This window comes from Marinobacter alkalisoli (genome assembly GCF_045449795.1).
Lineage (GTDB): Bacteria > Pseudomonadota > Gammaproteobacteria > Pseudomonadales > Oleiphilaceae > Marinobacter.
In genome coordinates this window covers 105,465-130,353 of record NZ_JBJJLB010000019.1, presented here as the reverse complement: position 1 = coordinate 130,353, position 24,889 = coordinate 105,465, and the positions used below count along the sequence as shown (strand labels likewise).

At 57.4% G+C, this 24,889-nt stretch carries 25 protein-coding genes and 2 tRNA genes; 10 read left to right on the top strand and 17 right to left on the bottom strand.

The annotated features are described in order from the left end of the window. Positions 1 to 86: 86 nt before the first annotated feature. The 3 genes from ACJO3M_RS09315 (at position 87) to ACJO3M_RS09305 (ending at position 3,300) form a co-directional block, all read left to right on the top strand. Positions 87 to 1,259 carry a PEGA domain-containing protein gene (locus tag ACJO3M_RS09315; RefSeq protein WP_407001117.1) on the top strand — a complete coding sequence of 391 codons (1,173 nt, stop codon included), beginning with the start codon at positions 87 to 89 and terminating at the stop codon, positions 1,257 to 1,259. Positions 1,260 to 1,309: 50 nt separating this feature from the next. Then, positions 1,310 to 2,347: a response regulator gene (locus ACJO3M_RS09310; RefSeq protein WP_407001116.1), complete on the top strand. Its 1,038-nt coding sequence runs from the start codon at positions 1,310 to 1,312 to the stop codon at positions 2,345 to 2,347. A 101-nt stretch (positions 2,348 to 2,448) separates the two neighbouring features. Beyond that, positions 2,449 to 3,300, top strand: a complete 852-nt coding sequence (locus tag ACJO3M_RS09305; protein WP_407001115.1) for a 6-carboxytetrahydropterin synthase — start codon at positions 2,449 to 2,451, stop codon at positions 3,298 to 3,300. A gap of 107 nt (positions 3,301 to 3,407) precedes the next feature. On the opposite strand, the gene ACJO3M_RS09300 is transcribed toward ACJO3M_RS09305, so the two are convergent. From ACJO3M_RS09300 to gltX, 3 genes are all read right to left on the bottom strand, one after another. After that, positions 3,408 to 3,483 (bottom strand) — tRNA-Glu (locus tag ACJO3M_RS09300). A 7-nt stretch (positions 3,484 to 3,490) separates the two neighbouring features. Then, positions 3,491 to 3,566, bottom strand: a tRNA-Ala gene (locus ACJO3M_RS09295). Between the two features lie 112 nt (positions 3,567 to 3,678). Beyond that, complete coding sequence (gene gltX, locus ACJO3M_RS09290) at positions 3,679 to 5,163, bottom strand: glutamate--tRNA ligase (protein WP_407001114.1); 1,485 nt, start codon at positions 5,161 to 5,163, stop codon at positions 3,679 to 3,681. Positions 5,164 to 5,316: 153 nt separating this feature from the next. Between gltX and ACJO3M_RS09285 the strand changes: the two genes are divergently transcribed. Continuing rightward, on the top strand, positions 5,317 to 6,291 hold the full coding sequence (locus ACJO3M_RS09285) for a zinc ABC transporter substrate-binding protein (protein ID WP_407001113.1): 975 nt from the start codon (positions 5,317 to 5,319) through the stop codon (positions 6,289 to 6,291). Here ACJO3M_RS09285 and ACJO3M_RS09280 read toward each other — a convergent pair. From ACJO3M_RS09280 to ACJO3M_RS09260, 5 genes are all read right to left on the bottom strand, one after another. Then, complete coding sequence (locus ACJO3M_RS09280; protein WP_407001112.1) at positions 6,271 to 7,185, bottom strand: AEC family transporter; 915 nt, start codon at positions 7,183 to 7,185, stop codon at positions 6,271 to 6,273. The genes ACJO3M_RS09285 and ACJO3M_RS09280 overlap by 21 nt on opposite strands. 82 nt (positions 7,186 to 7,267) lie before the next feature. Beyond that, positions 7,268 to 8,038 (bottom strand): SDR family oxidoreductase, encoded by a 771-nt coding sequence (locus ACJO3M_RS09275; RefSeq protein ID WP_407001111.1) that lies wholly within the window; start codon positions 8,036 to 8,038, stop codon positions 7,268 to 7,270. A 28-nt stretch (positions 8,039 to 8,066) separates the two neighbouring features. After that, the gene (locus tag ACJO3M_RS09270) at positions 8,067 to 8,651 is read right to left on the bottom strand and encodes a bacteriohemerythrin (RefSeq protein WP_407001110.1); all 585 of its coding nucleotides are present in this window, start codon (positions 8,649 to 8,651) and stop codon (positions 8,067 to 8,069) included. A gap of 130 nt (positions 8,652 to 8,781) precedes the next feature. Then, positions 8,782 to 9,189, bottom strand: coding sequence for an MAPEG family protein (locus ACJO3M_RS09265; RefSeq protein ID WP_407001109.1), 408 nt, complete (start codon positions 9,187 to 9,189; stop codon positions 8,782 to 8,784). A gap of 80 nt (positions 9,190 to 9,269) precedes the next feature. Beyond that, positions 9,270 to 10,142: a metal-dependent hydrolase gene (locus tag ACJO3M_RS09260; protein WP_407001108.1), complete on the bottom strand. Its 873-nt coding sequence runs from the start codon at positions 10,140 to 10,142 to the stop codon at positions 9,270 to 9,272. A 148-nt stretch (positions 10,143 to 10,290) separates the two neighbouring features. Between ACJO3M_RS09260 and ACJO3M_RS09255 the strand changes: the two genes are divergently transcribed. From ACJO3M_RS09255 to ACJO3M_RS09230, 6 genes are all read left to right on the top strand, one after another. Then, the gene (locus ACJO3M_RS09255) at positions 10,291 to 11,325 is read left to right on the top strand and encodes an AraC family transcriptional regulator (RefSeq protein ID WP_407001107.1); all 1,035 of its coding nucleotides are present in this window, start codon (positions 10,291 to 10,293) and stop codon (positions 11,323 to 11,325) included. A 185-nt stretch (positions 11,326 to 11,510) separates the two neighbouring features. Then, positions 11,511 to 12,524, top strand: a complete 1,014-nt coding sequence (dusA, locus tag ACJO3M_RS09250) for a tRNA dihydrouridine(20/20a) synthase DusA (protein ID WP_407001149.1) — start codon at positions 11,511 to 11,513, stop codon at positions 12,522 to 12,524. A gap of 88 nt (positions 12,525 to 12,612) precedes the next feature. Next, positions 12,613 to 13,578, top strand: coding sequence for a transaldolase (tal, locus tag ACJO3M_RS09245; RefSeq protein WP_407001106.1), 966 nt, complete (start codon positions 12,613 to 12,615; stop codon positions 13,576 to 13,578). Positions 13,579 to 13,611: 33 nt separating this feature from the next. Next, on the top strand, positions 13,612 to 14,058 hold the full coding sequence (locus ACJO3M_RS09240; protein ID WP_407001105.1) for a tellurite resistance TerB family protein: 447 nt from the start codon (positions 13,612 to 13,614) through the stop codon (positions 14,056 to 14,058). 17 nt (positions 14,059 to 14,075) lie between these two features. Then, the gene (locus ACJO3M_RS09235; RefSeq protein WP_407001104.1) at positions 14,076 to 15,203 is read left to right on the top strand and encodes a 3-deoxy-7-phosphoheptulonate synthase; all 1,128 of its coding nucleotides are present in this window, start codon (positions 14,076 to 14,078) and stop codon (positions 15,201 to 15,203) included. Further along, the gene (locus ACJO3M_RS09230) at positions 15,200 to 16,000 is read left to right on the top strand and encodes a glycerophosphodiester phosphodiesterase (RefSeq protein ID WP_407001103.1); all 801 of its coding nucleotides are present in this window, start codon (positions 15,200 to 15,202) and stop codon (positions 15,998 to 16,000) included. The genes ACJO3M_RS09235 and ACJO3M_RS09230 overlap by 4 nt, the downstream gene beginning before the upstream one ends. 64 nt (positions 16,001 to 16,064) lie before the next feature. Here ACJO3M_RS09230 and sthA read toward each other — a convergent pair whose 3' ends face one another. From sthA to ACJO3M_RS09185, 9 genes are read right to left on the bottom strand one after another with little or no spacing between them, the layout of a single operon-like run. Continuing rightward, on the bottom strand, positions 16,065 to 17,456 hold the full coding sequence (sthA, locus tag ACJO3M_RS09225; protein ID WP_407001102.1) for a Si-specific NAD(P)(+) transhydrogenase: 1,392 nt from the start codon (positions 17,454 to 17,456) through the stop codon (positions 16,065 to 16,067). Positions 17,457 to 17,514: 58 nt separating this feature from the next. Then, a complete protein-coding gene (gene nqrM, locus ACJO3M_RS09220; protein ID WP_407001101.1) occupies positions 17,515 to 17,763 on the bottom strand; it encodes a (Na+)-NQR maturation NqrM in 249 nt (82 codons plus the stop codon). 10 nt (positions 17,764 to 17,773) lie between these two features. Then, positions 17,774 to 18,823: an FAD:protein FMN transferase gene (locus ACJO3M_RS09215; protein ID WP_407001100.1), complete on the bottom strand. Its 1,050-nt coding sequence runs from the start codon at positions 18,821 to 18,823 to the stop codon at positions 17,774 to 17,776. A gap of 10 nt (positions 18,824 to 18,833) precedes the next feature. Next, positions 18,834 to 20,060 carry an NADH:ubiquinone reductase (Na(+)-transporting) subunit F gene (nqrF, locus tag ACJO3M_RS09210; protein ID WP_407001099.1) on the bottom strand — a complete coding sequence of 409 codons (1,227 nt, stop codon included), beginning with the start codon at positions 20,058 to 20,060 and terminating at the stop codon, positions 18,834 to 18,836. Positions 20,061 to 20,097: 37 nt separating this feature from the next. Then, entirely contained in the window at positions 20,098 to 20,706 is a 609-nt protein-coding gene (gene nqrE / locus ACJO3M_RS09205; RefSeq protein WP_407001098.1) for an NADH:ubiquinone reductase (Na(+)-transporting) subunit E, read from the bottom strand. After that, entirely contained in the window at positions 20,706 to 21,371 is a 666-nt protein-coding gene (locus ACJO3M_RS09200) for an NADH:ubiquinone reductase (Na(+)-transporting) subunit D (protein ID WP_407001097.1), read from the bottom strand. The genes nqrE and ACJO3M_RS09200 overlap by 1 nt, the downstream gene beginning before the upstream one ends. A gap of 2 nt (positions 21,372 to 21,373) precedes the next feature. Further along, positions 21,374 to 22,177 carry a Na(+)-translocating NADH-quinone reductase subunit C gene (locus ACJO3M_RS09195; protein ID WP_407001096.1) on the bottom strand — a complete coding sequence of 268 codons (804 nt, stop codon included), beginning with the start codon at positions 22,175 to 22,177 and terminating at the stop codon, positions 21,374 to 21,376. Next, on the bottom strand, positions 22,170 to 23,375 hold the full coding sequence (locus ACJO3M_RS09190; protein WP_407001095.1) for an NADH:ubiquinone reductase (Na(+)-transporting) subunit B: 1,206 nt from the start codon (positions 23,373 to 23,375) through the stop codon (positions 22,170 to 22,172). The genes ACJO3M_RS09195 and ACJO3M_RS09190 overlap by 8 nt, the downstream gene beginning before the upstream one ends. A 4-nt stretch (positions 23,376 to 23,379) precedes the next feature. After that, entirely contained in the window at positions 23,380 to 24,726 is a 1,347-nt protein-coding gene (locus ACJO3M_RS09185) for a Na(+)-translocating NADH-quinone reductase subunit A (RefSeq protein ID WP_407001094.1), read from the bottom strand. Positions 24,727 to 24,889 lie beyond the last annotated feature (163 nt).

Genomic DNA, 24,889 nt, shown 5'->3' with positions numbered 1-24,889 from the left:
GATAAGTTCAGATACTTTCTGTTACATAACATTGCAATCAGTGGTTAAGATGAAGGCGTCCGGAATGCAGGAATGCGAGGTTTCCCATGGTCGACGCCAGACCACTGTTGTTCGTCAATGCGCTGGCCCTGATGCTATTGGTCACGGCGGGGTTTGCCTCGGTCCGCCAGGACACATCGCTGACCAATACACCTGCTAACAAAGATGAAGCCCCGCAAGTCGCCCTGGCTGACTCCGCCCCGCAGCCTGAAGACAAGACTCCGCCAACACCCGACACCCAACGCATCGAGACTGAGAACGAGGCTTCACCCCCCTCCCAAGCCGAGGTTCGCAACCTCCCGGCCGTAGAGCCCTTTACCATTGCCCCCATGCCGGAATCCGCAGACACGATGGCCGTCGCCGAACCGGCAGCCGCCCTGGAGCCACAGCCGGACGTTCAACCGCAACCCGCCGAACCGGAACCTACGACCGCCAAGCTGGTTCTGCGCTCCAACGTTGTCGGCGACACCGTCACCATCAACGGTCGCGAATACGGCGCCACCCGGCTTGATCTGGAACTGGATCCGGGCAGGTACGAAGTCACCATCAGCAAGGATGGCTTCAAACCCTGGAGTCAGTCCGTTGCCCTGACAGCCGGGCAGTCGAAAACCCTGATGGGACGGCTGAGCCCCTACACCACAGTGAACTACCGGGATGGCACCTGGATTGGCGGTTTGAAAACCGGAGACGGCACCTACGAAAACAGCGAAGGGCTGCGCTATGAAGGCCACTTCGAGGATGGCCAGTTCCACGGCCAGGGCACCCTGACCCGGGGCAACGGCGACATCCTCACCGGCCAATGGGCCGAAGGCAGACTGAACGGCCATGGCTCCCTGACCACGACTGACGGCATGTTCTATGTGGGCGGCTTCCGACAGGGCGAGTTTCACGGTCAGGGCAGCCTTACCTACCCCGACGGTCGTCATTACGAGGGCGAGTTTTCCAATGGTGATTTTCACGGCTCCGGCGCCGAAGTGTTTGCCGACGGGAAAAAATACGAGGGTGAATACATCGAAGGCAAGTTTCACGGTAAGGGCCTGCTACGCAATCCCAACGGCAGCTCCATTGAAGCCACCTTCAAATACGGCGAACCCTATGGACAGGTTCGCCTGACAACCGCGGCTGGCGAGGTATTCACCGCCCGCACCACGGAACCCGGTGTTTGTTATCGGGACAAGAGTTACCGGGCTACCCAGTGCCCGCAACTGGACGGCTGGTAAATCACCGGCCCGATAATGAACGCATAGCTGTAACAGGTTGAGGTTGTGACATGGCGATCAAGAACGCACTCCTGGTAGACGACTCTAAGGTGGCGAGGTTTGCCCTGAGCAAATTGCTGGAAAACCATGAATTGAAAGTCAACATGGCCAGCTCCGCAGAAGAGGCTCTGGACTTTCTCAATAGCCATAACCACCCGGACGTGATCTTCATGGATCACCTGATGCCCGGCATGAATGGCGTGGAAGCCACCAAGGCCATCAAGGGCAACCCGGAGACCGCGGGCATTCCCGTCATCATGTGTACGTCCCGGAAATCCCCCTCTTTTATGGAGGAAGCCCGTAATTTCGGCATCTACAACATCCTCACCAAACCGCCTCACACCGAGGGACTGACCCTGGTCCTGGAGCAGCTGACGAGTGATGTCTCCAACGGTACCCTGCCCGAGCCCCCGCAGCCGACGTTCACATCGCCGGAGCCAGCAGAAGAACCACCGACACCAGTGAACGGAACAGCAAACCTTCCTGAGGACGGGGATCTGGCGGAGCAAGTTGCCCGCTCGACAATCAAAACCCACATCAACAACCGCCTGCACGAACTGCTGAGCGATCTGTTTGATGAACAGTTCGATCATCTGAAACGAGCCCTGGACGAAGCCGGCAAAAAGCAGGCAGCCACCGTTGACGAGAAACTTGGAGCGCTGGCCGACCTGGTGGAAGAACGCACCCGCAACCTGCGGGATGAAGTGGCCGCCGAGGTCAACCTCAACTTGGGGCGGGAACTGGCGGAACTGCGCATGGATCTGTCGCGCACCAACGGTTTTACTGGCAACCACATGGCCGAACTCAAGGACCACATTACCAGCGTACAGACCATTGATACGGAATTCTGGCAAACCCTGCAGTCTGAGGCCATACAGCAGGCTCACGAGATCTCACGGGAAACAGCGGAAGACATTGCCCAGCGCACCATTGATCTGTACGTGGCCCGGCAGCACTCTTCCACATCGAAATTCTACACCGTTGGCCTGACCATCAGCCTCAGTATTTTCACAGTCGGGATCGCCTGGTTGTCGGGTCTGTTTGGCTGAGGCGCTTCCACCGCGCCTGCCGCAATGAAAAGGCTGATAGGTTCCGGGGATTTTTGGTAGAATCCGCCCATCAATCAACCTCATCCTTTTCGGACTTCCCGATGAATCACCTGTTTGTGGACAACCTCACCGTTATTGATTTCGCTTACCTGGACCCGAATCGCGGCCTGGTGGGGGAAAGCTGGATTGCCGATGTGGTCCTCGGCGGCGAGCTGGACGAACAGGGCATGGTGTTCGACTTCAGCAACGTGAAGCGCACCATCAAGCGGGTGATCGACGAGCGCGTGGACCACCGCCTGGTGGTTCCCCGTGGCTATGATGGCCTGGCCTGGACCGAGGAAGAACCCGATACCTTTACCTGGACGCTGACGGACGGCTCGCGGATTGTGCATCGCTCACCGGATGAAGCCGTCGTCTGGCTGTCCTCGGAGCGGGTTTTGCCCTCGGCCGTGGCCGCACTGCTGGAGCGGGAGTTGATGGCCGTATTGCCGGGCAACGTCACCAATGTTGAGGTCCACCTGCGCGAGGATGTGATCGAAGGGCCCTATTACCATTATGTCCACGGCCTGAAGAAGCATCTGGGCAACTGCCAGCGCATCGCCCATGGTCACCGCTCCCCTATCCGCATTGATCGCAATGGTCACCGTGATTATGAACTGGAAAAGCGTTGGGCGACGCTGTGGCGGGATATCTACGTGGGTTCGGAAGAGGACGTGACCCAGCGGTGGGTGGCCGAGGACGGCGTTGCCTACGTGACCTTTGAGTATGAGGCCAACCAGGGCGAATTCGCGCTGACGCTGCCGGAGCGAAGGGTTTATATGCTAGCGACAGACACCACCGTGGAATTGATCGCCGCGCATATGGCGGATCAGCTCAAGGCGGAGTTTCCGGAAGAATCCATTCGAGTGAAGGCTTACGAAGGGGTTGGCAAGGGAGCTATTGCTTCACGCTAACTCCCTTCTCGCCAGACCTTGGCACTCACTTTTCTTCAGACACAAAAAAACCGCCCGAAGGCGGTTTTTTTGATGGCTTTCCGGTGGACTAAACCGTCAAGCCGCATTGGCGTCCCCTAGGGGGTTCGAACCCCTGTTGCCGCCGTGAAAGGGCGGAGTCCTAGGCCACTAGACGAAGGGGACTAGAAATTGGTGGAGCCAAGCGGGATCGAACCGCTGACCTCAACACTGCCAGTGTTGCGCTCTCCCAGCTGAGCTATGGCCCCTCAACGGCTGCGTATATTAAGGATCCGCCCTATGGGCGTCAACCTCTTTTCTTCAATTTTTTCAGTTTTCTGAACTTCCCTGTTCATTCCGTTCATTTCTTCACCAAAGCGGTTATTCCGCGAGCAATGCGGCGTATTCTTTTTCCACTCGCTTGGTTTCTTTCTTGGAAAAGCCACCCAATACTCCCAGGGCGTGACGCAACCGTGAACGGGTCATGTCCGGTCCGAGCAATGCCATGGAGTCCATCACCGACCAGGAATTGGGCGTGCCGGCAATGGCCACGAAGATGGAGAACATGAAATCGCCCATTTTCAGGTCCATAGCCTTGGCCAGGGCTTTGATGTCGGCGAAGATGTTGTCCTTGCTCCAGTGGCGCTGGGCTTCGAGCTTCCACAGGGTGAACTGGAGCACTCGCTTGATCTGGGCTTCTTCCAGCTTGTTGTGAGTAAAGTCCTCCGGTTTGAGATTGAGCATGCCGGAGAACATGAACGCTGCCATCGGTGCAACATCGGAGAATACTTCCGCCCTGCCCTTGATGTGCGGGATCAGCGCGCGCAGTGCGTCTTCGTTGAACCACCAGTTGCGCATCTTCTCCACGAACTGATCGTCGCTCAGGTCCTCACGCAGCCACAGGCCGTTCAGCCAGCGCAGTTTTTCCACATCGAACACCGGACCACCCAGGGATACCCGCTGGATGTCGAAGTTCTCGACCATCTCGTCCAGGGTGAACTTTTCCCGCTCATCGGGCATGGACCAGCCCATACGACCGAGGTAGTTGGTGACCGCTTCCGGCAGGAAGCCCATACGCTCGTAGAAATTGATGCTGGTGGGATTCTTGCGCTTGGACAGCTTGCTCTTGTCCGGGTTACGCAGCAGCGGCAGGTGGCACAGCTCCGGCATATCCCAGCCGAAGTACTGGTACAGAAGCTTGTGCTTGGGCGCAGAATTGATCCATTCCTCACCCCGCAACACATGGGTGATGCCCATCAGGTGATCGTCCACCACGTTGGCCAGGTGATAGGTGGGCATGCCGTCGGATTTCAGCAGGATCTGGCAGTCCACCTGGGACCAATCGATCTCAATGGTGCCACGCAGCATGTCGCGGATTTCACACACGCCCTCATCCGGCACTTTCATCCGGATCACATAGGGATCGCCAGCGTCCAGGCGACGCTTCACTTCTTCCTCCGGCAATTCAAGATTACCCTTGATACCGGGGTTCAGGCCCTGGGCCTTGCGCTCTTCGCGGATGGCTTCCAGTTCTTCCGGAGTGCGGAAACAGTAGAACGCATGGCCAGCGGTCACCAGATCCAATGCGTATTGACGATAGGAATCCTTGCGCTCGGACTGGCGATACGGCCCGTGTGGCCCGCCGACATCCGGGCCCTCGTCCCACTCCATACCTAGCCAGCGCAGGGCACGCAGGATGTCCTGCTCGGACTCGTCGGTGCTGCGGGCCTGGTCGGTATCTTCAATACGCAAGATGAACTGGCCGCCATGCTGACGGGCAAAGCACAGGTTGAACAGGGCCACGAAGGCGGTACCAACGTGTGGATCACCGGTGGGTGACGGAGCAATTCGGGTACGTACGGTCATGTAACGATCCTGATAGATAAGTGGCCGACTGGAAAGCCACGCATTATAACGGCCCAGAACGGATTTCGCATGATTGGAGCGACCCGATCTTTAATTAGCAGCTCGCTTGTTATATTATAACGTTCCAATCCTGTTTCAGAGCACGACACCATCATGCCTAACAAATCACAAGCCAGCGCCGCGGTGCTGGGACTGGCAGCGCTGCTGAGCCCGCTTTCAGCACTGGCCGCCACCAACGTCGTTACCTCCATCAAACCGGTGGAACTTCTGGTCAAAGCCGTCGCACCGGACGATGTCGAAGTCACCAGCCTGGTCCCGGCAGGCTCCAGCCCCCACAACTACACTATGCGCCCGTCACAGCGCCGGGCGCTGGAGAATTCCGATGTCATCTTCTGGGTTGGCCCGGAAATGGAAACGTTCCTGTCCCGCCTGCTGGGTGGTGAAGAATTCAGGGAACGCACAGTGTCGCTGATACACGGCGATGACGTCCCCCGGGCCGACGACACTGACCTGCACCATGATGACCACGGCGACGATCATCATGACGACCACGGCGACCACGATGAACCTGGCCACGACGCAAACGGCCATGACCATGGCGCAGGTGAAGACCCTCACATCTGGCTGGATCCGGTACTGGCCCTGGAAATGGCAAAAGACATCCACAAGGCGCTGTCACAACTGGAAGACGCCGACACAAAGGCCCTGGATGCAAACCTGGCGCGATTCGAAAGGACGCTCCTAGAGGCTGAAGAAGACATTCAACACCGCCTTGAGCCACTGGCCAACATCAGCCTGTTCGCCTATCACGACGCTTTCACGCGATACGCCGGGCACTTCAACCTGAAGCTGGACGGTATTCTCACCCTGAACCCCGAACTGTCTCCGGGCGCCCGGCACATTGCCGAAGTTCAGGACAAACTGCGCAAGGCCAATCAGCCCTGCCTGCTGACCGAACCCCAGTTCAACCGCCAGTGGTGGCGTTCCATCACCCAGGGCCTGGACATTACGTTCAGCACCTGGGATCCGCTGGCCACCGAGATTGAATCCGACCGGGACGGCTACGTGAACTTTCTTCAGGGTATCGCCGACAACGCGCTGACGTGCCTACCAGAGAATGCCCAGTAACAACGGAATCGTGATCATGGCCAGCAACGTCTGGCCACTGATGATGCCGGCCATCAGGGGCGCGTCACCACCGAGCTGGCGCGCCAGTATGTAGGACGAAGTTGCGGTGGGCAGCGCCGCCAGCAACACCGCCACCTGCACCAGCATACCGTCCAGCCCCAACAATAGCGCCAGCCCGGCGGTAATCAGCGGAAACGCTACCAGCTTGGCCACCGACGACACCAGGAACGGCATCGACGCGCCCCGCAACGCCTTCAGTTGCAACCCCGCCCCTACCGTCATCAGCCCCATGGGCAACGCCAGATCGCTCAACGGCGCCAGAATACCGGCAATCAGCGGGTGGAACCCGATCTGGAAATAGCTCCAGATCACACCAATAACCGACCCCACAATCAGCGGGTTGGTCACTATCGCTTTCAACACCGGCCGCAACCGCAGTGGCCCCTGGCCCGCCGCCAGCGAGAACATCAGAATGCACAGCAGATTGAGCAACGGCACCTTGACCGCCACGGCAATGGCAATCAGCGATAGCCCGTCGTCGCCCAGCAGCATGCCGGCCGCCGCCAGCCCCACGTAAGAATTGAAACGGATACCGCCCTGAAAAACGGAAGAGAACACCGGTCCTGGCCAGCGCCAGAACCACTGCAGCAACGTCAGCACCAGTGTCATCACCAGCAGCATGGCCACTATCAAAAGCAGGATGTCGCCATAGGCGGAGGCGGGCAAGCGGGCCTGGCCCAGTTTATAGACCAGCATGGCGGGAAACAGCGCGTAGTAGGTGAAGCGCTCCGCCTGCATCCAGAAGCCTTCACCGGGGAAGTTCCAGCGGCGGAACAGGTGCCCCATCACAATCAGCGCAAACACAGGCACCAGCGCCTGAACCATTACCGGCATGTTGAATTTCTCCCGAACCCCACTCTCACAAGGCCCGAAAGGATAACAAAGTTAGCAGGCTAGCGTCTTGATAAGGTCTGCCTTATTTGCGCCACAGCCTGCGCAGCACACCACGGGTGACCGACGCGGGTGCGGATTTGGCAATGGGCCACAACGCGCGGAACTGCATCGAGATTGGCCGGTGCAGGCGCGGCTGCTCCACCTGCGCCCAAACCTGGGCGGCCACCACATCCGGCGTCAGATTCACGCCAAGACGCTCGAACAGCCGCGAGCCCTGCTCGTTCTGCTGAACCATGCCGGTATTCACAAACGGCGGCATCAGATCGCACACACGAATACCGTGGGGCTCCCATTCAATATCCAACGCCTCCGTCATCGCCCGGACCGCGTGCTTGCTGGCCGAATAGGAGGCAAAATCCGGAATCCCGTAGGCGGCAGACGCCGAACTCATATTCACCACCTGGGCATCCGGCGTCGCCTTCAGGTACGGAAAAGCGGCGTGCAACACCGTCATCAGCCCGATCACATTGACCTCAATAATGGCCCGATGCGCCGCCATACCGATCTCCTCGAACGGCCCCACCTTCAGAATGCCGGCATTGTTGTGCAGCAACCGCAGTTGTCCGTTGGTGCGCTCGGCAAAATCCGCCAGCCCCTGCTTCACCGATGCCTCATCCACCACATCCATCACATGGGTACTGCAGCGGTCCTCACCCAGCTCGTGCCGCAGCGAGGCCAACGCCGACTCGTCCCGGTCTGCTGCCCCGACAAACCAGCCTTTGGAAGCAAACAGAAGCGCGGTTTCGCGGCCGATGCCAGCGGCGGCGCCGGTGATGAAGATGCATTCTTTCACGGGAAGTCCTTGGAGTTATTGTGTTTCATTAGGGCCTGCCGCGGTGAGCCTCCCTGATTGACCGGGCAACTCGGGCCGACAAGCCCGCGTACTTTTCCAACAATGCTGATACGGTGGCCGACACTTGGCCGCTCAACTGATCATCCACCGCACGCCTTGCCTCAACCAGAGTTCTGCCGCGTTTCAGCTCCAGCACAGTCAGCGCCATACGCCGATCAGATTCAAGAATATGGAAAGCCAGCCACCTGGCAAGATAGTCGAAAATGTCCGCAAGCACCTGCTCTTCACGGGCCTTACTGCCCCTGAAAATCTGAATCTGCGCAAAAAAGAGTTGGTGGCTGTCGTGATGATTCCGGACTGCGTCCCCGGTACCCAGACCCTCACGCCAGATAGCTTCTTCGGACTTGAAGTGAAACGCCGCGTAAGCAAGCAACTCATCAAGGATGTGTTCGCAATCCACCCTGGCGTCACCGGAGACAAAATGTTGGGCCAGCCGATTCAGAATGTCGACCAGCACCCGGTGTTGCTGATCAATCTCCTCGATTCCGGTCTCAAAATTCCGGTTCCAGGGGAACGGTTCGAGAGTAGCGGAGCCCGTCTCATGATCCGGCATGGTGAAGCCCTCCCCGGCTGGGCGCGTCATTGCAACCAGCATATCAGGAAGGCCACAGGAGGGCCTTGTCCAAGATCAAGGCGGGGAGACACACCCGCTTAGTCCGAAAGCCGGGCAGCCCCCATCTCTATCAACCGAGAAGCAAGCCGTACACCATCACCAGCACCAGCACGATCTGGATCAGGAAGAACGTCGCCCTCAGCAGTATCTGTACAAATGACGTGCCGCTGATATGTACCAGGCTTTGGGCCATTCGTGCATAAAGAACAAACGCCGCCAGAGTGTTGACCACGTCCAGACGATCCATCAGGCCGGCAACGACGACAACCGATGCAAACACCGCGAAATTCTCGATACAGTTCAGGTGCGCGGCCTTGGCGCGCTGCAGAATAGGCGCATCACTCGGCTGCTTGTTGCGCTCCCAGCTGTCGATGGGTTTTGCACCGGTCAAGGCCTGGGGCACTCGGGGAGTGGCGTAGATCAGCGCCAGAATCAGCATCCATCCGGCGTACAACAAAACAGCGGTATAAGCGGTCATTCATTCTTCCTTATTATTGAATTAAAACAGGCATTGCCCGTTGGTGTCTTGCACTCATCATGACATGTAATCGCTGCCGGTCAGCTTGGCTCTCCGAGCCATTTTGCCTTGGCTTTCTCAACCAGCGTGCGGGCATCGTGATTCCACGGATGAAATCCCGGGCTATAGAACTTGAGATAGGATGGCAGAAGTTTGCGAAACACCCCTGGCTTACCCCACATATAGTTCAGAGCGCCGGCCCAGGACTTCAGATTGCCCAACTGGCCGTCTTCCTTCATCAATTGCACCAAATGGATACTGGTAAACACCGGGAAAATCACGCTCACAATCAGCATTTCCTGCAGCCGCACGCTCTCACTACCACCAACGGCCTTGAACACATCAAAAGCCACCGCCTTGTGTTCGGATTCCTCAATGGCGTGCCAGGCCCAGATCTTTGCCATGCGCGGGTCCATTTCTTCCAGCGCGTCATACTTCAACAGGAATTCTTCCGCCATCAGCGCGGTGAAATGCTCAACCGCCACGGTGTGGGCCAGTTGCCGTTCGGGGCTGAAGTTCTTACGCATCCAGTCCATGAACGCCTGAATTTCGGCCTCCAGCCGGCCGAGACCGACGCCCCGCTCTTCCAGGAAACCGTTCAGCAACTTGTGCTCCCGGGAGTGATGCGCCTCCTGACCAATAAATCCGCGCACGGCTTTTTTCAATTCCGGATCGGTGATGCGGTCCTGGTAATGGCGTACCGAATCGATAAAGAAGGTCTCCCCCGGCGGAAACCCGGAGGACAACGCTGCCAGTAACAAGGTTTTGACCGGATCGTTGTCCCACCAGTATTTGGGCACATCCCCTGCCAGGTCGATATTCGGGCGGCGCACCTGGGGAATCACGCTCAGGGGTGGTTTGGCGAGCTTACGTTTCTGTGAACGAATAGCTTTGAGGTTAACGACTGAAGTCATCGACAGTCTCCGGTATGGGGGATTTCTTGTAATCTGGCCCATAGAGTACTGGTCAGATGGATACCTCCGTGAGATGTTTGGCGGACAAAGCACTTGTCATTGGTGGCCAATGTTCGACGGATCTCCACATACCATCACAGCTTCAGAGATGCCCGGCTGGACCCGGCAGCCCAACCAGCCCGTAACCTATCCCCGCATGTTTGTCGCGTCGGCGGTGGAACTTGGCGCAAACCACAGCGGGATCCTGCAGCGCGCAGGGGTGTCGGCTGAGATTCTGGACGACCCCGCAGGGCGGATCTCATACCTGCAAACCCTGCAGCTTTTCAAGGCGGTTCACGCCGCGATTGACGACACCGCCCTGGGCTTCGATACCGGCCTACGCTTACCACTGACCGCCCACGGCAACCTGGGATACGCATTGATGTGTGCCCCTACCCCACGTGAGGCCATTTCGATTCTGGAGCGGTTCTGGCACTTACGCGGGCGCGGCACACTGATGACAGTGAGAGAATCGGAAACCGATCTGTTCTTTGAGATCGAACCGGAAGTGCCCATCCCGGTTCCACTCCGGGAAATGATGTTCAGTTCCATTCTGACCAGCATGATTCGGGGCATGGAGTTCGTGTTGCCCATGCTGCCCAATGAGCGGGAAATCTGGTTATGCGGGCCGGAACCCGGGGGTTATAGCAGCCGACAGCTGCAAGTGCCTGGCGTGAGGTTCAATATGCCCCGTGCTGGCGTGGTTCTGGGCGGTGACAGATCCTGGCTGGACCAGCCATTACCAACCGCCAACCCGGAAGGGTTGGCCCAGGCGCTGGCGCAATGTGAACGGGAAAGCGCGCTCACAGAAACCGATAACGACATTGCCCGCCAGGTCCGCGCCCATTTGGTGCTGGGCCAGAATGGCTACCCCTCCACCGAGCAGCTGGCTGCCAATCTTTGCCTGACACCAAGGACATTGCGCCGACGGTTGCATGAACAGGGCCTGAACTATAAGCAGCTGCTGGATGATGTTCGGCGGCGGGACAGTTGCCATCTGCTAGCGACTTCCGATCTGGAGATTCAGAGTGTTAGTGAACTGCTTGGCTTTGCGGATCCTGCGAATTTTACCCGGGCTTTCAAGAGTTGGACGGGATTGGCTCCGCGAATGTGGCGACGCAATAAATCTCAGCTTCGACGCTAGCTCACTGCCTTGAGCCACCAGAAACATTTCGCAAAAGCCTTACGGCCAGCGGGTTCGCTTTCCTGATACAATAATCCCCGTTTTCAATTGCTCCGTAGATCACAACAGCAGATGACGGATAGATTCAGATTGGGCAGTCAATGACCGCAAACAGCACAACAGGCAACGTCGACCATTCACCGGCAATGAGTGTAAGCACCGGATCAGAGCCCTCCCGGAAGTTCTGCGTGGCGCCAATGATGGACTGGACTACCAGCCACTACCGCTACCTGGCGCGCCAGCTCAGCCGCCACACCCTGCTCTACACGGAAATGGTGACCACCGGTGCGTTGATTCACGGCGATACCGCCCGCTTTCTCCGTCATGACGAGGCGGAATATCCGCTGGCGCTGCAGCTTGGCGGCAGTGATGCCGGTGAGCTGGCCCATTGTGCGAAACTCGCGGAGCGGTACGGGTTTGATGAGGTGAACCTGAACGTGGGCTGCCCCAGTGATAGGGTGCAGAACAATATGATCGGTGCTTGTCTGATGGGACACCCGGACAAGGTGGCCGAGGGCGTGCGGGCGATGATCGACGCCACGGGCCTGCCGGTGACGGTCAAGCACCGCATCGGGATTGACGGGCGGGAGTCCTGGGATGATCTGTGCGAGTTTGTTGAGAAGGTCGCGGCCGCCGGTTGCCGTACGTTCATTGTTCATGCCCGCATTGCCATTCTTGAGGGCCTGAGCCCCAAGGAAAACCGGGACATTCCGCCGCTGAAATACGACTGGGTGTATCGCCTGAAGGCCAAATACCCGGAGCTGGAGATCATCATCAACGGCGGCATCAAGACCTTTGAGGAGTGCCACCAGCACCTGGAGCACACGGATGGCGTTATGCTGGGCCGTGAGGCGTACCACAACCCGTGGCTGCTCGCCGGTGTAGACCCGGAATTCTTCGGCAAAGCGACACCGGTGCAAAGCCGCCATGATGCCCTGCGTGCCATGCTTCCGTTTATCCAGAGTGAACTGGAGCGGGGCGTGTTCCTTACGCACATGTCACGTCACCTGCTGGGACTGTTCCATGGGCAGCCCGGCGGTCGGCAGTTCCGCCGCTACATCAGCGAGAACGCCCATAAACCCGGGGCCGGGCTGGAGGTCATCCAGGAAGCCCTGGCGAAGGTGAAGGAGCCATCGGAGCCAGTAATAGCGACGGCTTAATCGGGTCTATACGTTTTGTTGTCTTGTTCCTGTCAGACCAGCCCGTTATTGTAGGGAAAACAATTCAGACAGGACGACAGGACGACGAATGACCAGCAAGCTTGAACAACTGAAAGCCATGACCACGGTGGTTGCCGATACCGGTGATCTGGATGCCATCGCCCAGTGGCGCCCCGAGGACGCCACCACCAACCCTTCCCTGCTGCTGAAAGCTGCTGCGTCAGACGCCTATCGCCCTATGCTGGACAAGGCCGTTGCCATGGCAAGCCAGCAAGGCGGCTCTGACGCCGAGCAACTGGGCTACGCCACGGATGCCCTGGCCGTGCTGGCCGGACGCGAGATTCTGGAACTGATTCCCGGCGTGGTCTCCACCGAGGTGGACGCCCGCCTGTCTTTCGATACCGACGCCACTCTGGCCCGGGCTCGCAGGCTCGTCGACCTGTACCGGGAGCAAGGTGTGGACACCAGCCGGGTGCTGATCAAGATCGCTTCCACCTGGGAAGGTATTCGCGCGGCGGAGCAGTTGGAGAAAGAAGGCATCCATTGCAACCTGACGCTGCTGTTCTCGTTTGTGCAGGCGGCGGCCTGTGCCGATGCCGGGGCTTTCCTGATTTCACCGTTCGTGGGTCGTATCCTGGACTGGCACCTGGCCCACAGCGGTCGGGACAGCTTCCCGGCAGCGGAAGATCCCGGCGTCCAGTCTGTGTCCCGCATCTATAATTACTACAAGGCCAACGGTTTCAAGACCGTGGTGATGGGCGCCAGCTTCCGCAATCTCGGTGAAATCGAGAGGCTGGCCGGCTGTGACCGCCTGACCATCAGCCCTGCCCTGTTGCAGGAGCTGAAAGATGATACCGCGCCGCTGGCGCGCCAGTTGTCACCGGCCACTGCCTCCAGCTCCGATGGGTTCGGTGCGATGGATGAACATCTGTTCCGCTGGGAATCCAACGAAGACGCCATGGCGACCGAGAAGCTGGCTGAAGGCATTCGCCGCTTTGCCGCAGACCAGATCGAGCTGGAAGGTCGTGTCAGGCAACTGGCAAAAGCGGCGTAACGGTCGTAAATATACAGGAGAACCCTTCAGGTCATGATCGAACGTCTGAAGCAATTATTTGCCCCTACCGAGGCAACCCGTGAAGCACCGGACCCGCACTCTCTGGCCGTCGCTGCCACAGCGCTGATGGTCCAGCTCTCGCGCATTGATAACAACGAGGATGAGCGGGAACTGCAAACCATTGTGGATTGCGCCGTCAATGCCCATGAGGTTACCCGTGAAGAAGCCGAGGACATCCTGCAGGATGCCCTCAGCCACGCGGATGACGCCACGTCACTGTATGAGTTTACCGGCCAGATCAATGAACACCTGGACCAGACCGCCAAGCAGAGCCTGCTGGAGAGCATCTGGCGGGTGGCATTTGCCGATGGCCGGATCGACAAATACGAGGAACATCTCATTCGCCGCATGGCCGATTTGCTGCATCTTAATCACCGCGAATACATGCAGGCTCGCCATCGTGCGGAAGGCGCGGACTGACTGTTAAAGGAGTCAACATGCTAGCCATTCTCCACCCCGATACGCCACTGGACAGCGACGCCTACCGGCAGACCATGCATTTCCTGGAGAACCTGCCGGGCGTCTCGGTTCGGGTTCATGAGGTTCAGGGCGCCAGCCAGCGGCTGACGGAAATCTACCTGCTGGGTGACACCAAGTCTCTCGACAAGGAAGAGATTGAAGCCCTGCCGGCGGTGGAGCGGGCTATCCGGATTTCCGATGACTACCGTATTCTGGGCCGCCACCGCGATGACAGACGCCAAAGCGGCTTTACCTACAACGATGTGGAATTCAGTCAGTCCAACCTGAACATATTCGCCGGGCTGTGTGCGGTTGACGTGCCCGAACACGTAGAGATGATGATGCAGGCGCTGGAAGATCATGGCGAGGTCTGCACCCGCATGGGCGCCTACAAGCCGCGTACCAACCCCTACTCCTTCCAGGGGCATGGCAAGGGCTGTCTGCCCTGGGTGTTCGAAAAGGCGGGAAAACATGGCATCAAAGTCATCGCCATGGAGATCACCCACGAGAGCCATATCGAAGAGATAGACACCTGCCTCGAGAAACTGGGCCGCCCCACCGGCGTGATGCTTCAGGTGGGTACCCGTAATACCCAGAACTTTGAGCTGCTGAAAGCCATTGGCCGCCAGAGTGCCTACCCGGTGCTGCTGAAACGGGGCTTTGGTATCACCCTGAACGAGTCCCTGAATGCCGCCGAATACCTGGCCAGCGAGGGCAACGCCAACGTTATTTTCTGCTTGCGGGGCATGAAAACCGAGGCGGGCCAGCCCCACCGTAACATGGTGGATTTCGCCCATGTGCCGGCGGTTAAGCGGCTGACGCGTATGCCGGTGTGTGTAGACCCGTCCCATTCCGTGGGCAGCCGTGAGAAAGCGCCGGACGGCGTTCTGGATGTCATGCACGCAACGGCTCAGGGCGTGATTGCCGGCGCCAACATGGTGCTGGTGGACTTCCACCCGAAACCGGAGAAAGCCCTGGTGGACGGTCCACAGGCGCTGCTGATGAACGAATTGCCCGCTTACCTGGAAGATATCCGCCTGTGTCACGACACCTGGAAAAAACGCCAGGCCATTTATCAACGTCTTAAGGAATCAGCAACAGAATGATTGTCTACGGACACCGTGGGGCCAAGGGAGAAGCCCCGGAAAATACACTGGCCGGATTTTCCCACGCCTACCGGCACGGCATCCGCCATTTCGAACTGGACCTGGTGTTGTCAAAAGACGGCAAGCCGGTGATCATCCATGACCTGACGGTTGACCGCACCACCGGTCAGAAAGGCGCCGTGACCAGCTTCACCAGTGAGGAACTGGCAGCGATGGATGCGAGAAAGGGCGCAACCCCATCCTGGTCCAGAAAGGTCGGCATACCGGCCCTGGAAACACTGCTGGACGCATTCGCGGATCTGGAGCACCTGCAGCTGGAGGTCAAGAAAGACAACCGTCAGCGGCTGAACGTATTGTGCAACCGCCTGACCGAGATCATCCAGCACAGAAACCTTTACCAGCGGGTCACCGTGACCTCGTCAGATGTCTGGTTCCTGCAGCAAATCCGGCGGCGGGACAAGAATATCACCATTGGCCTTGTAGCCGAGCGCAAATTCCCGCGCCCGATCAACGTCGCCTCACGGCTGCACTGCGAGTTCCTGTGTGTAAACTGGAAGATCTGTTCGAAATCCCTGGTGGACGACGCCCATCGTCGCGGCATGCATGTGTCAGCCTGGACCGTCAACCGAATCCACGACATGCTGGAACTGGAGCAGCAGGGGGTCGACAGCATCATTTCCGACTTCCCCACCAGCACCCGCATGTACTTTGACAATCGCGCCCGCTCCCTGATCAGCCTGCCCCGGGGAAATGCCACGGAGAACAAGGCGGAAGACGCCGCCATATCCACGAGCTGACATCACAGGCACAAAAAAACCGGGGTGCGGATAGCCGCAGCCCGGTTCCCGTCAGCCACACCGATCAGAAGATCCGGTTCAATCCGTTCAATGCAGCTACCCGGTAGGCTTCCGCCATGGTCGGGTAGTTGAACGTGGTATTGATGAAATAGTTCAGGGAATTGGCTTCCCCTTCCTGGTTCATGATGGCCTGGCCGATGTGCACGATCTCCGCCGCCTGGTCTCCAAAGCAGTGAATGCCGAGAATCTCGCGGGTCTCGCGGTGGAACAGGATCTTCAGCATACCCACGGCTTCGCGGGTGATCTGGGCGCGGGCCAGATCCTTGAAGAACGCCTGACCCACTTCATAGGGCACCTTGGCTTCGGTCAGCTCGCGCTCGGTCTTGCCCACGGAACTGATCTCGGGAATGGTGTAGATACCGGTCGGCACGTCCGATACGAAGCGGAAGAATTCGTCGTGCAGGATATCGGACGACGCTGAGCGGCCCTGATCGTAGGCGGCGCTGGCCAGACTGGGCCAGCCGATCACATCGCCAGCGGCATAGATGGTATCCACTTCGGTACGGTAATGTTCGTCCACCGCCAACTGGCCACGACCGTTGGGCACCAACCCGACGTTATCCAGGCCAAGTTTTTCGGTGTTCCCGCTGCGGCCATTGCACCACAGGAAGGCATCGGCACGGATTTTCTTGCCGGATTTCAACGACAGCACCACACCATGATCATCGCCATCAACCGATTCGTATTCCTCGTTGTGACGAACCAGCACGCCGTTATTACGCAGGTGATAGCTCAGAGCATCCGAAATCTCGTCATCCAGGAACGTCAGCAGACGGCTACCGGGGTTGATGAGGTCAACCTTCACACCCAGGCCGGCAAAAATGGACGCGTATTCCGAGCCGATTACACCGGCACCGTAGATAATCAGGGTACGGGGAGTATGGGACAGGTTCAGGATGGTGTCCGAGTTGTAGATCCGGTGGTGGCGGAAATTCACATCCGGCGGCAGGTATGGCCGGGACCCGGTGGCAACAATGGCCTGCTTGAAGTGCAGGGTCTCAACTGACTTGTTACCGCGGACTTCGATGCGGTGCTTGTCCAGAAATGACGCACGGCCAGTGATCAGATCCACCCGATTACGGGCGTAAAACTGGGTTCGCAGGTTAACCTGCTTATCGATCACCTTCTGGGCATTCTGCAACACCCGTGGAAAAGAGAACCAGCGGGGCTCACCGATATCCCGGAACATTTGGTTGGTATTGAAGGTGATGATCTGTTTGACCGAATGGCGCAGCGCCTTGGAAGGGATGGTGCCCCAGTGGGTGCAGTTACCGCCAACCGTGGGCTTGTCTTCGATGATCGCGACACGTTTGCCGTGTTTCGTCGCATTCATCGCTGCGCCTTCTCCGGAAGGACCAGCGCCGATAACGACGACGTCGTAATGATGTTCTGCCATGCGTGCAGTGACTCCTTATCTACGTCGTTAAAATGTGTTCTTATTTATTGGTGCGGGATCAGCGATCACCGGTTTTGCTAGCGTCGTAGCTCAGCTCATCCGCCGTCCTGCCCTCATTGGCAAGGCGCTCATTTTCCTCTTCACACTTCTGAGTATTCCCGCCACATATGTCACAGGACTTACTGATACCCAGGGCGCCAATACCGCCGCAGGTACCACTAATCGGCTTGCGGCCAAAGATCACGCCGATCGACATGGCTGCCACCAACACGGAAACAATCAGTAAAACCAACAGAAAGGTACCCATAAGCCCTCCCCTAATCTGCCAGGTACGCGGTAAATGCGGGCGTGTAGTGAGTCTCAAACCCGTTATCACCGCGTACGATGAAGTAAGCCGCCATGTTTTCACGGGTGGCTAGTGCCTGTGCTCGCTCGTGGCCCATGACGTTGAAACCGGTCGCCAGCGCATCCGCCAGCATGGTGTTTTCGGCGATCACCGTTACGGAAGCGAGTTTGTGCCGAATTGGCTTACCGGTCTCAGGGTCAATTGTATGTGAATAACGACGTCCTTCCGATTCGTAATAGTTACGATAGTCCCCGGATGTCGCCATCGCCTGGTGATCCAACGCCACGACACGATTGATCTGACGACGTTCGGACACCGGCTGCTCAATGGCCAGACGCCAGGCATCGCCATTGGGTTTGCGACCGTTAACGCGAACTTCGCCACCGATTTCGACCAGATACGCGTCCACGCCCGCCTCTTCAAGATAACGGGCAACCGCATCCACGCCATAACCCTTGGCGATCGCCGACAGGTCAATGTACTGACGACGATGGCTTCTGAATGCCGGCGGATCAGGCCTCAGCTCAATGTTCTCATAGCCTGTGGCATCAAGCCTTGATTTAAGTTCCTCTTCGTCAGGGACCATATCCGGTCTGGCTTCAGGCCCGAACCCCCAGAGGTTAACAACAGGCCCAATGGTGACGTCAAAAGCCCCATTGGTAAAACTGGACACCCGCGTCGCCGTGGCGAGCACTTCGTAAAGCGGCTCCGAGAGCTCAATCCAATTCGACTGATCCTCCCGACGGTTGAGCTGGGAAAGCTCTGAATCCTCTCGCCAGGTGGACATGGACGCATCCACATCTTCAAGAACCTGCTCTATGCCACTTGCCAAAGTTTCAAGGCGGGACTCATTGTCAGTCAATACGACGTTGATATGGTACTGGGTACCAAACACCGGGCCGGCAATCTCCCAGACTTTTTCTTCGGGCTCAAACGAACAACCCGCCAGCGCAGTAACACCCAGCGCCACAACGACGCTGAGCATTGCCACCCTGACGGGCCTAAACATGCGGGATGTCATCTTGGTAGATTTAACCTCCGAAGTCATCCAGCATGATGTTCTCGTCCTCGACACCAAGATCCTTCAGCATCTTGATCACAGACGCGTTCATGATGGGGGGCCCACACATGTAGTACTCACAGTCTTCAGGGGCCGGATGGTCCTTCAGGTACTTATCATACAAGACGTTGTGGATAAACCCTGTCGGGCCTTCCCAGTTATCCTCCGGCAGCGCGTCGGACAGGGCTACGTGCCACTCGAAGTTGTCATTTTCCTCGGCCAGACCGTCAAAGTCTTCCACGTAGAACATCTCGCGGACACTCCGGGCACCGTACCAGAAGCTGATCTTGCGCTTGGAATTCAGGCGCTTGAGCTGATCAAAAATATGGGAGCGCATCGGCGCCATACCGGCACCACCACCAATGAACACCATTTCGGCGTCGGTCTTCTTGGCGAAGAACTCACCAAACGGCCCCATCACGGTCACCTTGTCACCCGGCTTCAGGTCGAACACGTAGCTCGACATGATGCCCGGCGGATAATCCGTGCCAGGAGGTGGCGTGGCGATACGGATGTTGAATTTGAGCACCCCCTTCTCTTCCGGATAGTTCGCCATGGAATAGGCACGAATAGTCTCTTCCTTGTTAACCGCCTTGTAACGCCAGATATTGTGCTTATCCCAGTCTTCGTGGAACTCTTCCTCGATAACGAAGTCCTTGAAATCGATCTCGTAGGGAGGACACTCCAACTGGACGTACCCACCGGCACGGAAGTCCACTTCCTCACCCTCAGGCAGCTTCAACACCAGTTCCTTGATGAAGGTCGCCACGTTGTGGTTGGAGATAACCTCGCACTCCCACTTCTTGACGCCGAAGAATTCTTCCGGCACTTCCACCTTCATGTCCTGCTTAACAGGAACCTGGCAGGACAGGCGCCAGCCTTCTTTCTCTTCGCGGTTGGTGAAATGGGTCTTTTCCGTGGGAAGCATCGCGCCGCCCCCTTCCAGAACCTTACACTTGCACTGGGCACAGGTACCGCCACCGCCACAGGCAGATGACAGGAAAATGCCGTTATTTGCCAACGTACCCAGAAGTTTGCCACCCGCTTCTGTCGTCAGGGTGTGTTCCGGGTCGTCATTGACTTCGATAGTCACATCACCGGTGCTTACCAGCTTGGAACGGGCCGCGAGGATGATCGCGACCAGAGCCAGTACGATAACGGTGAACATGACCACGCCGAGAATAATTTCTGTACTCATGGTCTCGCCTTTTCGTTAAACCGAATCACCGGGTTGATTACAGTGAAATACCGGAGAATGACATGAAGCCCAGGGACATCAAACCAACAGTAATGAAGGTGATGCCCAGCCCACGTAAACCTTCCGGCACGTCACTGTATTTCAGTTTCTCACGGATACCAGCCAGGGCAACTATGGCCAGAGCCCAGCCCAAACCGGCGCCAAAGCCGTACACCACACTCTCACCAAAGGTGTAGTCCCGCTCAACCATGAACAGCGACGCACCAAGGATGGCGCAGTTCACCGTAATTAGCGGCAGAAACACCCCCAGTGCGGCGTATAGCGCGGGGATGTACTTGTCCAACACCATTTCCATGATCTGGACAATCGCCGCGATAACGCCGATATAGGTCAACAGGCCGAGAAAACTCAGGTCAACATTGGGGAGACCTGCCCAGTCAAGCGCGCCTTCGCGGAGAATGCTGTTATACAGCAGGTTGTTAACGGGCACGGTTACGGTGAGTACGACCACCACGGCAATACCGAGACCAACAGCTGCCTCAATCTTCTTGGAGATCGCCAGGAAGGTACACATCCCCAGGAAGAAGGCCAGCGCCATGTTTTCAACAAAAACGGCCTTCAGAATCAAGCTGATATAATGTTCCATCAGAAGGCCTCCTTGGCGGTGTGGCGAGACATCTTGTAGTCAGGCTCTTCCACCTGCTCCGGTTTCCAGGTACGCAGGCCCCAGATCGCCAGACCAATGATGAAGAATGCGCTCGGCGGCAGCAGCAAGAGACCATTCGGCACATACCAGCCACCTTCATTCACCACCGGCATCAGTGAGACACCAAACAGCGAACCGGCGCCCAGAAGTTCACGGAAGAATGCAACGAAAATCAGCAGCACCGAGTAGCCCAGGCCGTTACCGATGCCGTCCAGAAAGCTCAGCCAGGGGCCGTTCTTCATGGCGAAACCTTCCGCACGCCCCATCACGATACAGTTAGTGATAATCAGACCAACAAATACTGAAAGTTGCTTGGAAATCTCATAGGCATAGGCCTTGAGTATCTGGTCAACCACAATAACCAACGATGCGATGATGGTCATCTGAACGATGATCCGGATACTACCCGGAATCTGGGCACGCACGAGGGAAACCGCCAGGTTGGAAAAGGCTGTTACCGCGGTAACCGCCATGCACATAACCAGCGTAACGTTCATGCTGGTCGTTACTGCCAGCGCGGAGCAGATACCCAGAATCTGCAACGCGATCGGGTTGTTACTGAAAATCGGTTCGAAGAGAACCTGTTTGGCTGAAGCGTCTGCCATGATCAGACCTCCCCTTCACGAAGTTTTTTCAGGAACGGTGCGTAGCCACGATCACTCATCCAGTAATTAACCAGCTGTTGCACACCGCGGCTCGTCAGGGTCGCACCGGAGAGCGCATCGACCTTATGCTCCTTGTTGGCAGCATCCGCGCTTACGCCACCTTTAACCAGACGGATCTGAGGCTCTTCCATCTCGTCACCGTAGACTTCCTTTCCGACCCACTGACTTTTCCAGCGGGGGTTGTCCACCTCGCCGCCAAGACCGGGGGTCTCTGCGTGAGCGTAGAAACCGAGTCCTTCGATGGTGTTAGCATCACCCTTCAGGGAGACAAATCCATAAAGGGTAGACCAGAGGCCGTACCCGTGCACAGGCAGGACCACACGTTTCACTTCACCATTCTCTGAGAGTGTGTAGATCTTGGCCACATTCGGACGGCGCTTGATACCTGCCTTGTCTTCCGACGACGGAATGTTGGTAGACATGGCAGGATCAGAAGCCGCTTTGTACATGTCGTACTTCATCGGATCCTCTACGCCGACCTCGGATGGCTCGACGTATTCCCCACTGTCCAGGTCCAGCAGACGCACATCAAAACGAGAGAACTCCTCCTCAATTTCGTCGGCGCTGGCACCTTCCTGCAACATGCCGGCGGCCGCCAGGATGTTGGTTTTGATATCCAGATTCTGGTTCTTGATTTGAGCAGGTCTGAGCGACACCGCGGCAGTGGAAACCACTACCGAGAAGACAATACTCAGTACCAGGGCAACAATCAGCGTTCTGGAGACGGTTTCTTTAGCTTTAGCCACGAGCAAGCCTCCGTTTGATGTTGGCCTGAACCACATAGTGGTCCATCAGCGGTGCGAACAGGTTGGCGAACAGGATTGCCAGCATGATGCCTTCCGGGAACGCCGGGTTCACGACACGAATCAGCACCGTCATCACGCCCACAAGGATACCGAAACACCAGCGACCGGTATTAGTCATGGCAGCGGACACAGGATCAGTCGCCATGAACATCATACCAAAGGCAAAACCGCCCATGACCAGGTGCCAGTGTGCCGGCACATCAAACATCGGGTTGGTGTCGGAACCGATAATGTTCAACAGCAGCGTCATAGCGATCATGCCGATCATGACGCCCCCCACAATACGGTAAGACGCAATTTTCATCACCAGCAGGATAAGACCACCGATCAGAATTGCCAGCGTGGAGGTTTCACCCACGGAGCCCTGAATGGTGCCCATGAACGCTGACATCCAGCCGATCTGCGCCTCAAGAGCTTCCAAACCGCCACTGGCAGCCCAGCTCAACGCCGTAGCGCCGCTGAAGCCATCCACAGCGGTCCAGACAGTATCACCGGAGATCTGCGCCGGATACGCGAAGTAAAGGAACGCTCGGCCGGTAAGGGCCGGGTTAAGGAAGTTTTTGCCGGTACCGCCAAATACTTCCTTACCGATCACCACACCGAAGGTGATACCCAAAGCCACCTGCCACAACGGAAGATCCGGCGGGCAGATCAGGGCAAACAACACGGAGGTCACGAAGAAGCCTTCGTTGACTTCGTGGCGGCGAACGGTGGCAAACAGCACTTCCCAGAAACCACCTACAACGAAGGTCACGAGGTAAATGGGCAGGAAGTACGCCATACCGTAGACGAAATTATCCCAGATACTGGCAGCATCGTTACCGGCCAGGGCGCTGATAAACGAAGTACGCAGGCCACCGTCACCCATCAGGGCATCCGGATTTTCAGCGAGGAAGCTGTTGGCCTGGAAGCCAATATTCCACATACCGAAGAACATGGCCGGGAAGGTACACAACCACACGGTGATCATGATGCGCTTCAGATCAACGCCGTCACGAACGTGAGCCGTGGTGGAGGTTACACTGCCAGGCGTGTAGAAAATGGTATCGACGGCTTCGTAAAGCGCGTACCAGCGCTCGTACTTGCCACCTTTTTCAAAGTGATGCTCGATGCCATCGAGAAACTGTCGGATTGCCATCGTATTAGCCCTCGATCTCGATTCGGGTCAGGTTCTCGCGGAGAATCGGACCGTATTCGTATTTACCCGGGCACACGAAGGTACACAGCGCCAGATCTTCTTCATCCAGTTCCAGTGCACCCAGCTTCTGTGCCGTTTCCGTGTCGCCCACAATCAGCGAGCGCAGCAGCTGAGTCGGCAGGATATCCAGGGGCATGACCTCTTCATACGTGCCCACCGGCACCATGGCGCGTTCACTGCCGTTAGTGGTGGTGGTGAAGTTGAAAAGCTTGCTGCGTGCCAGCTTGGACAGGTAGATGTTCAGCACCGAGAACTTGTTCGGCCCCGGAGACAGCCAGCCCATGAACTCACGTTTATAGCCCTCTTCCAGAACAGATATCTGGTTGGCAAAACGACCAAGATAAGCACAGGGACCGTCACCACGACGACCGCCGAACACCGAGCCGGAGATCATGCGTACATCGCAGTCGGTGGCCAATTCGTCCTTCAGCAGCTCGTTCAGGTTAGCGCCAATACGAGTGCGGATAAGACGCGGCTTAAGAGCCTTGGGACCACCAATGGCAACCACCCGCTCCACCGGCAGTTCTCCGGTTTCAAACAGCCTGGCAATGTCGATCACATCCTGGTAGCCAATCGACCAGACCACCTTGTCACCGGCAATCGGGTCAAGGTAATGGATATGGGTGCCTACGTTACCGGCCGGATGAACACCATCAAACTGGTGAACTTCGACGCTATCCGTTTTGGGAACAGGCACATCCGAGCCAGGCTTACCGGTGACAAACACCTTGCCAGTGGTCAGCTTGCTCAGGATTTTCAGGCCTTTTTCAAACGCCGCGCTGTTTTCCCGGATGATAACGGTCGGGTCAGCAGCCAGCGGGTTGGTATCCATCACAGACACAAAAATGGAATGAGGGGCCGTATCGATAGCCGGCACCTTGCTGTAAGGACGTGTCCTCAGCGTGGTCCACAACCCGGATTCCACCAGGTTATCGACGACCTGCTGCCGCTCCAGGCCGGCCAGGTCCGCCTCGTTATAGCGAGCGAAGGTTTCGGCATCGTCACCATCGATCTCGATGACAATCGACTGGAAAACACGACGCTCACCACGATTGATCTCTTTTACCACACCGGCAGCCGGGGAGGTATAACGCACGCCTTCGGTCTTCTTGTCCGTGAACAGCAGCGTACCGCGCTTGACACGGTCTCCCTCTTTTACAGCCATCGTCGGCTTCATGCCGTTATAGTCAAAACCGATCAACGCCACGTGGCGAACGGGTTTGCCGTCAGTAATGGTCTGCTCAGGAGCGCCGCTGATGGGAAGATCCAGGCCTTTTTTGATCTTGATCATTAGCCTTATCCAATCATCAGAAACTATTCGATGGATTTGTAACGTCGGTCCCTGTGGCCCAGATTCCCTTGCCGGGATGCACCAGGATGGCTGCACCGACGCAGCGAAAGCTTACAGGTTGAGGTTCACCTTGCTTTCGGCAAAAGGGAAAGATGAGAAACGG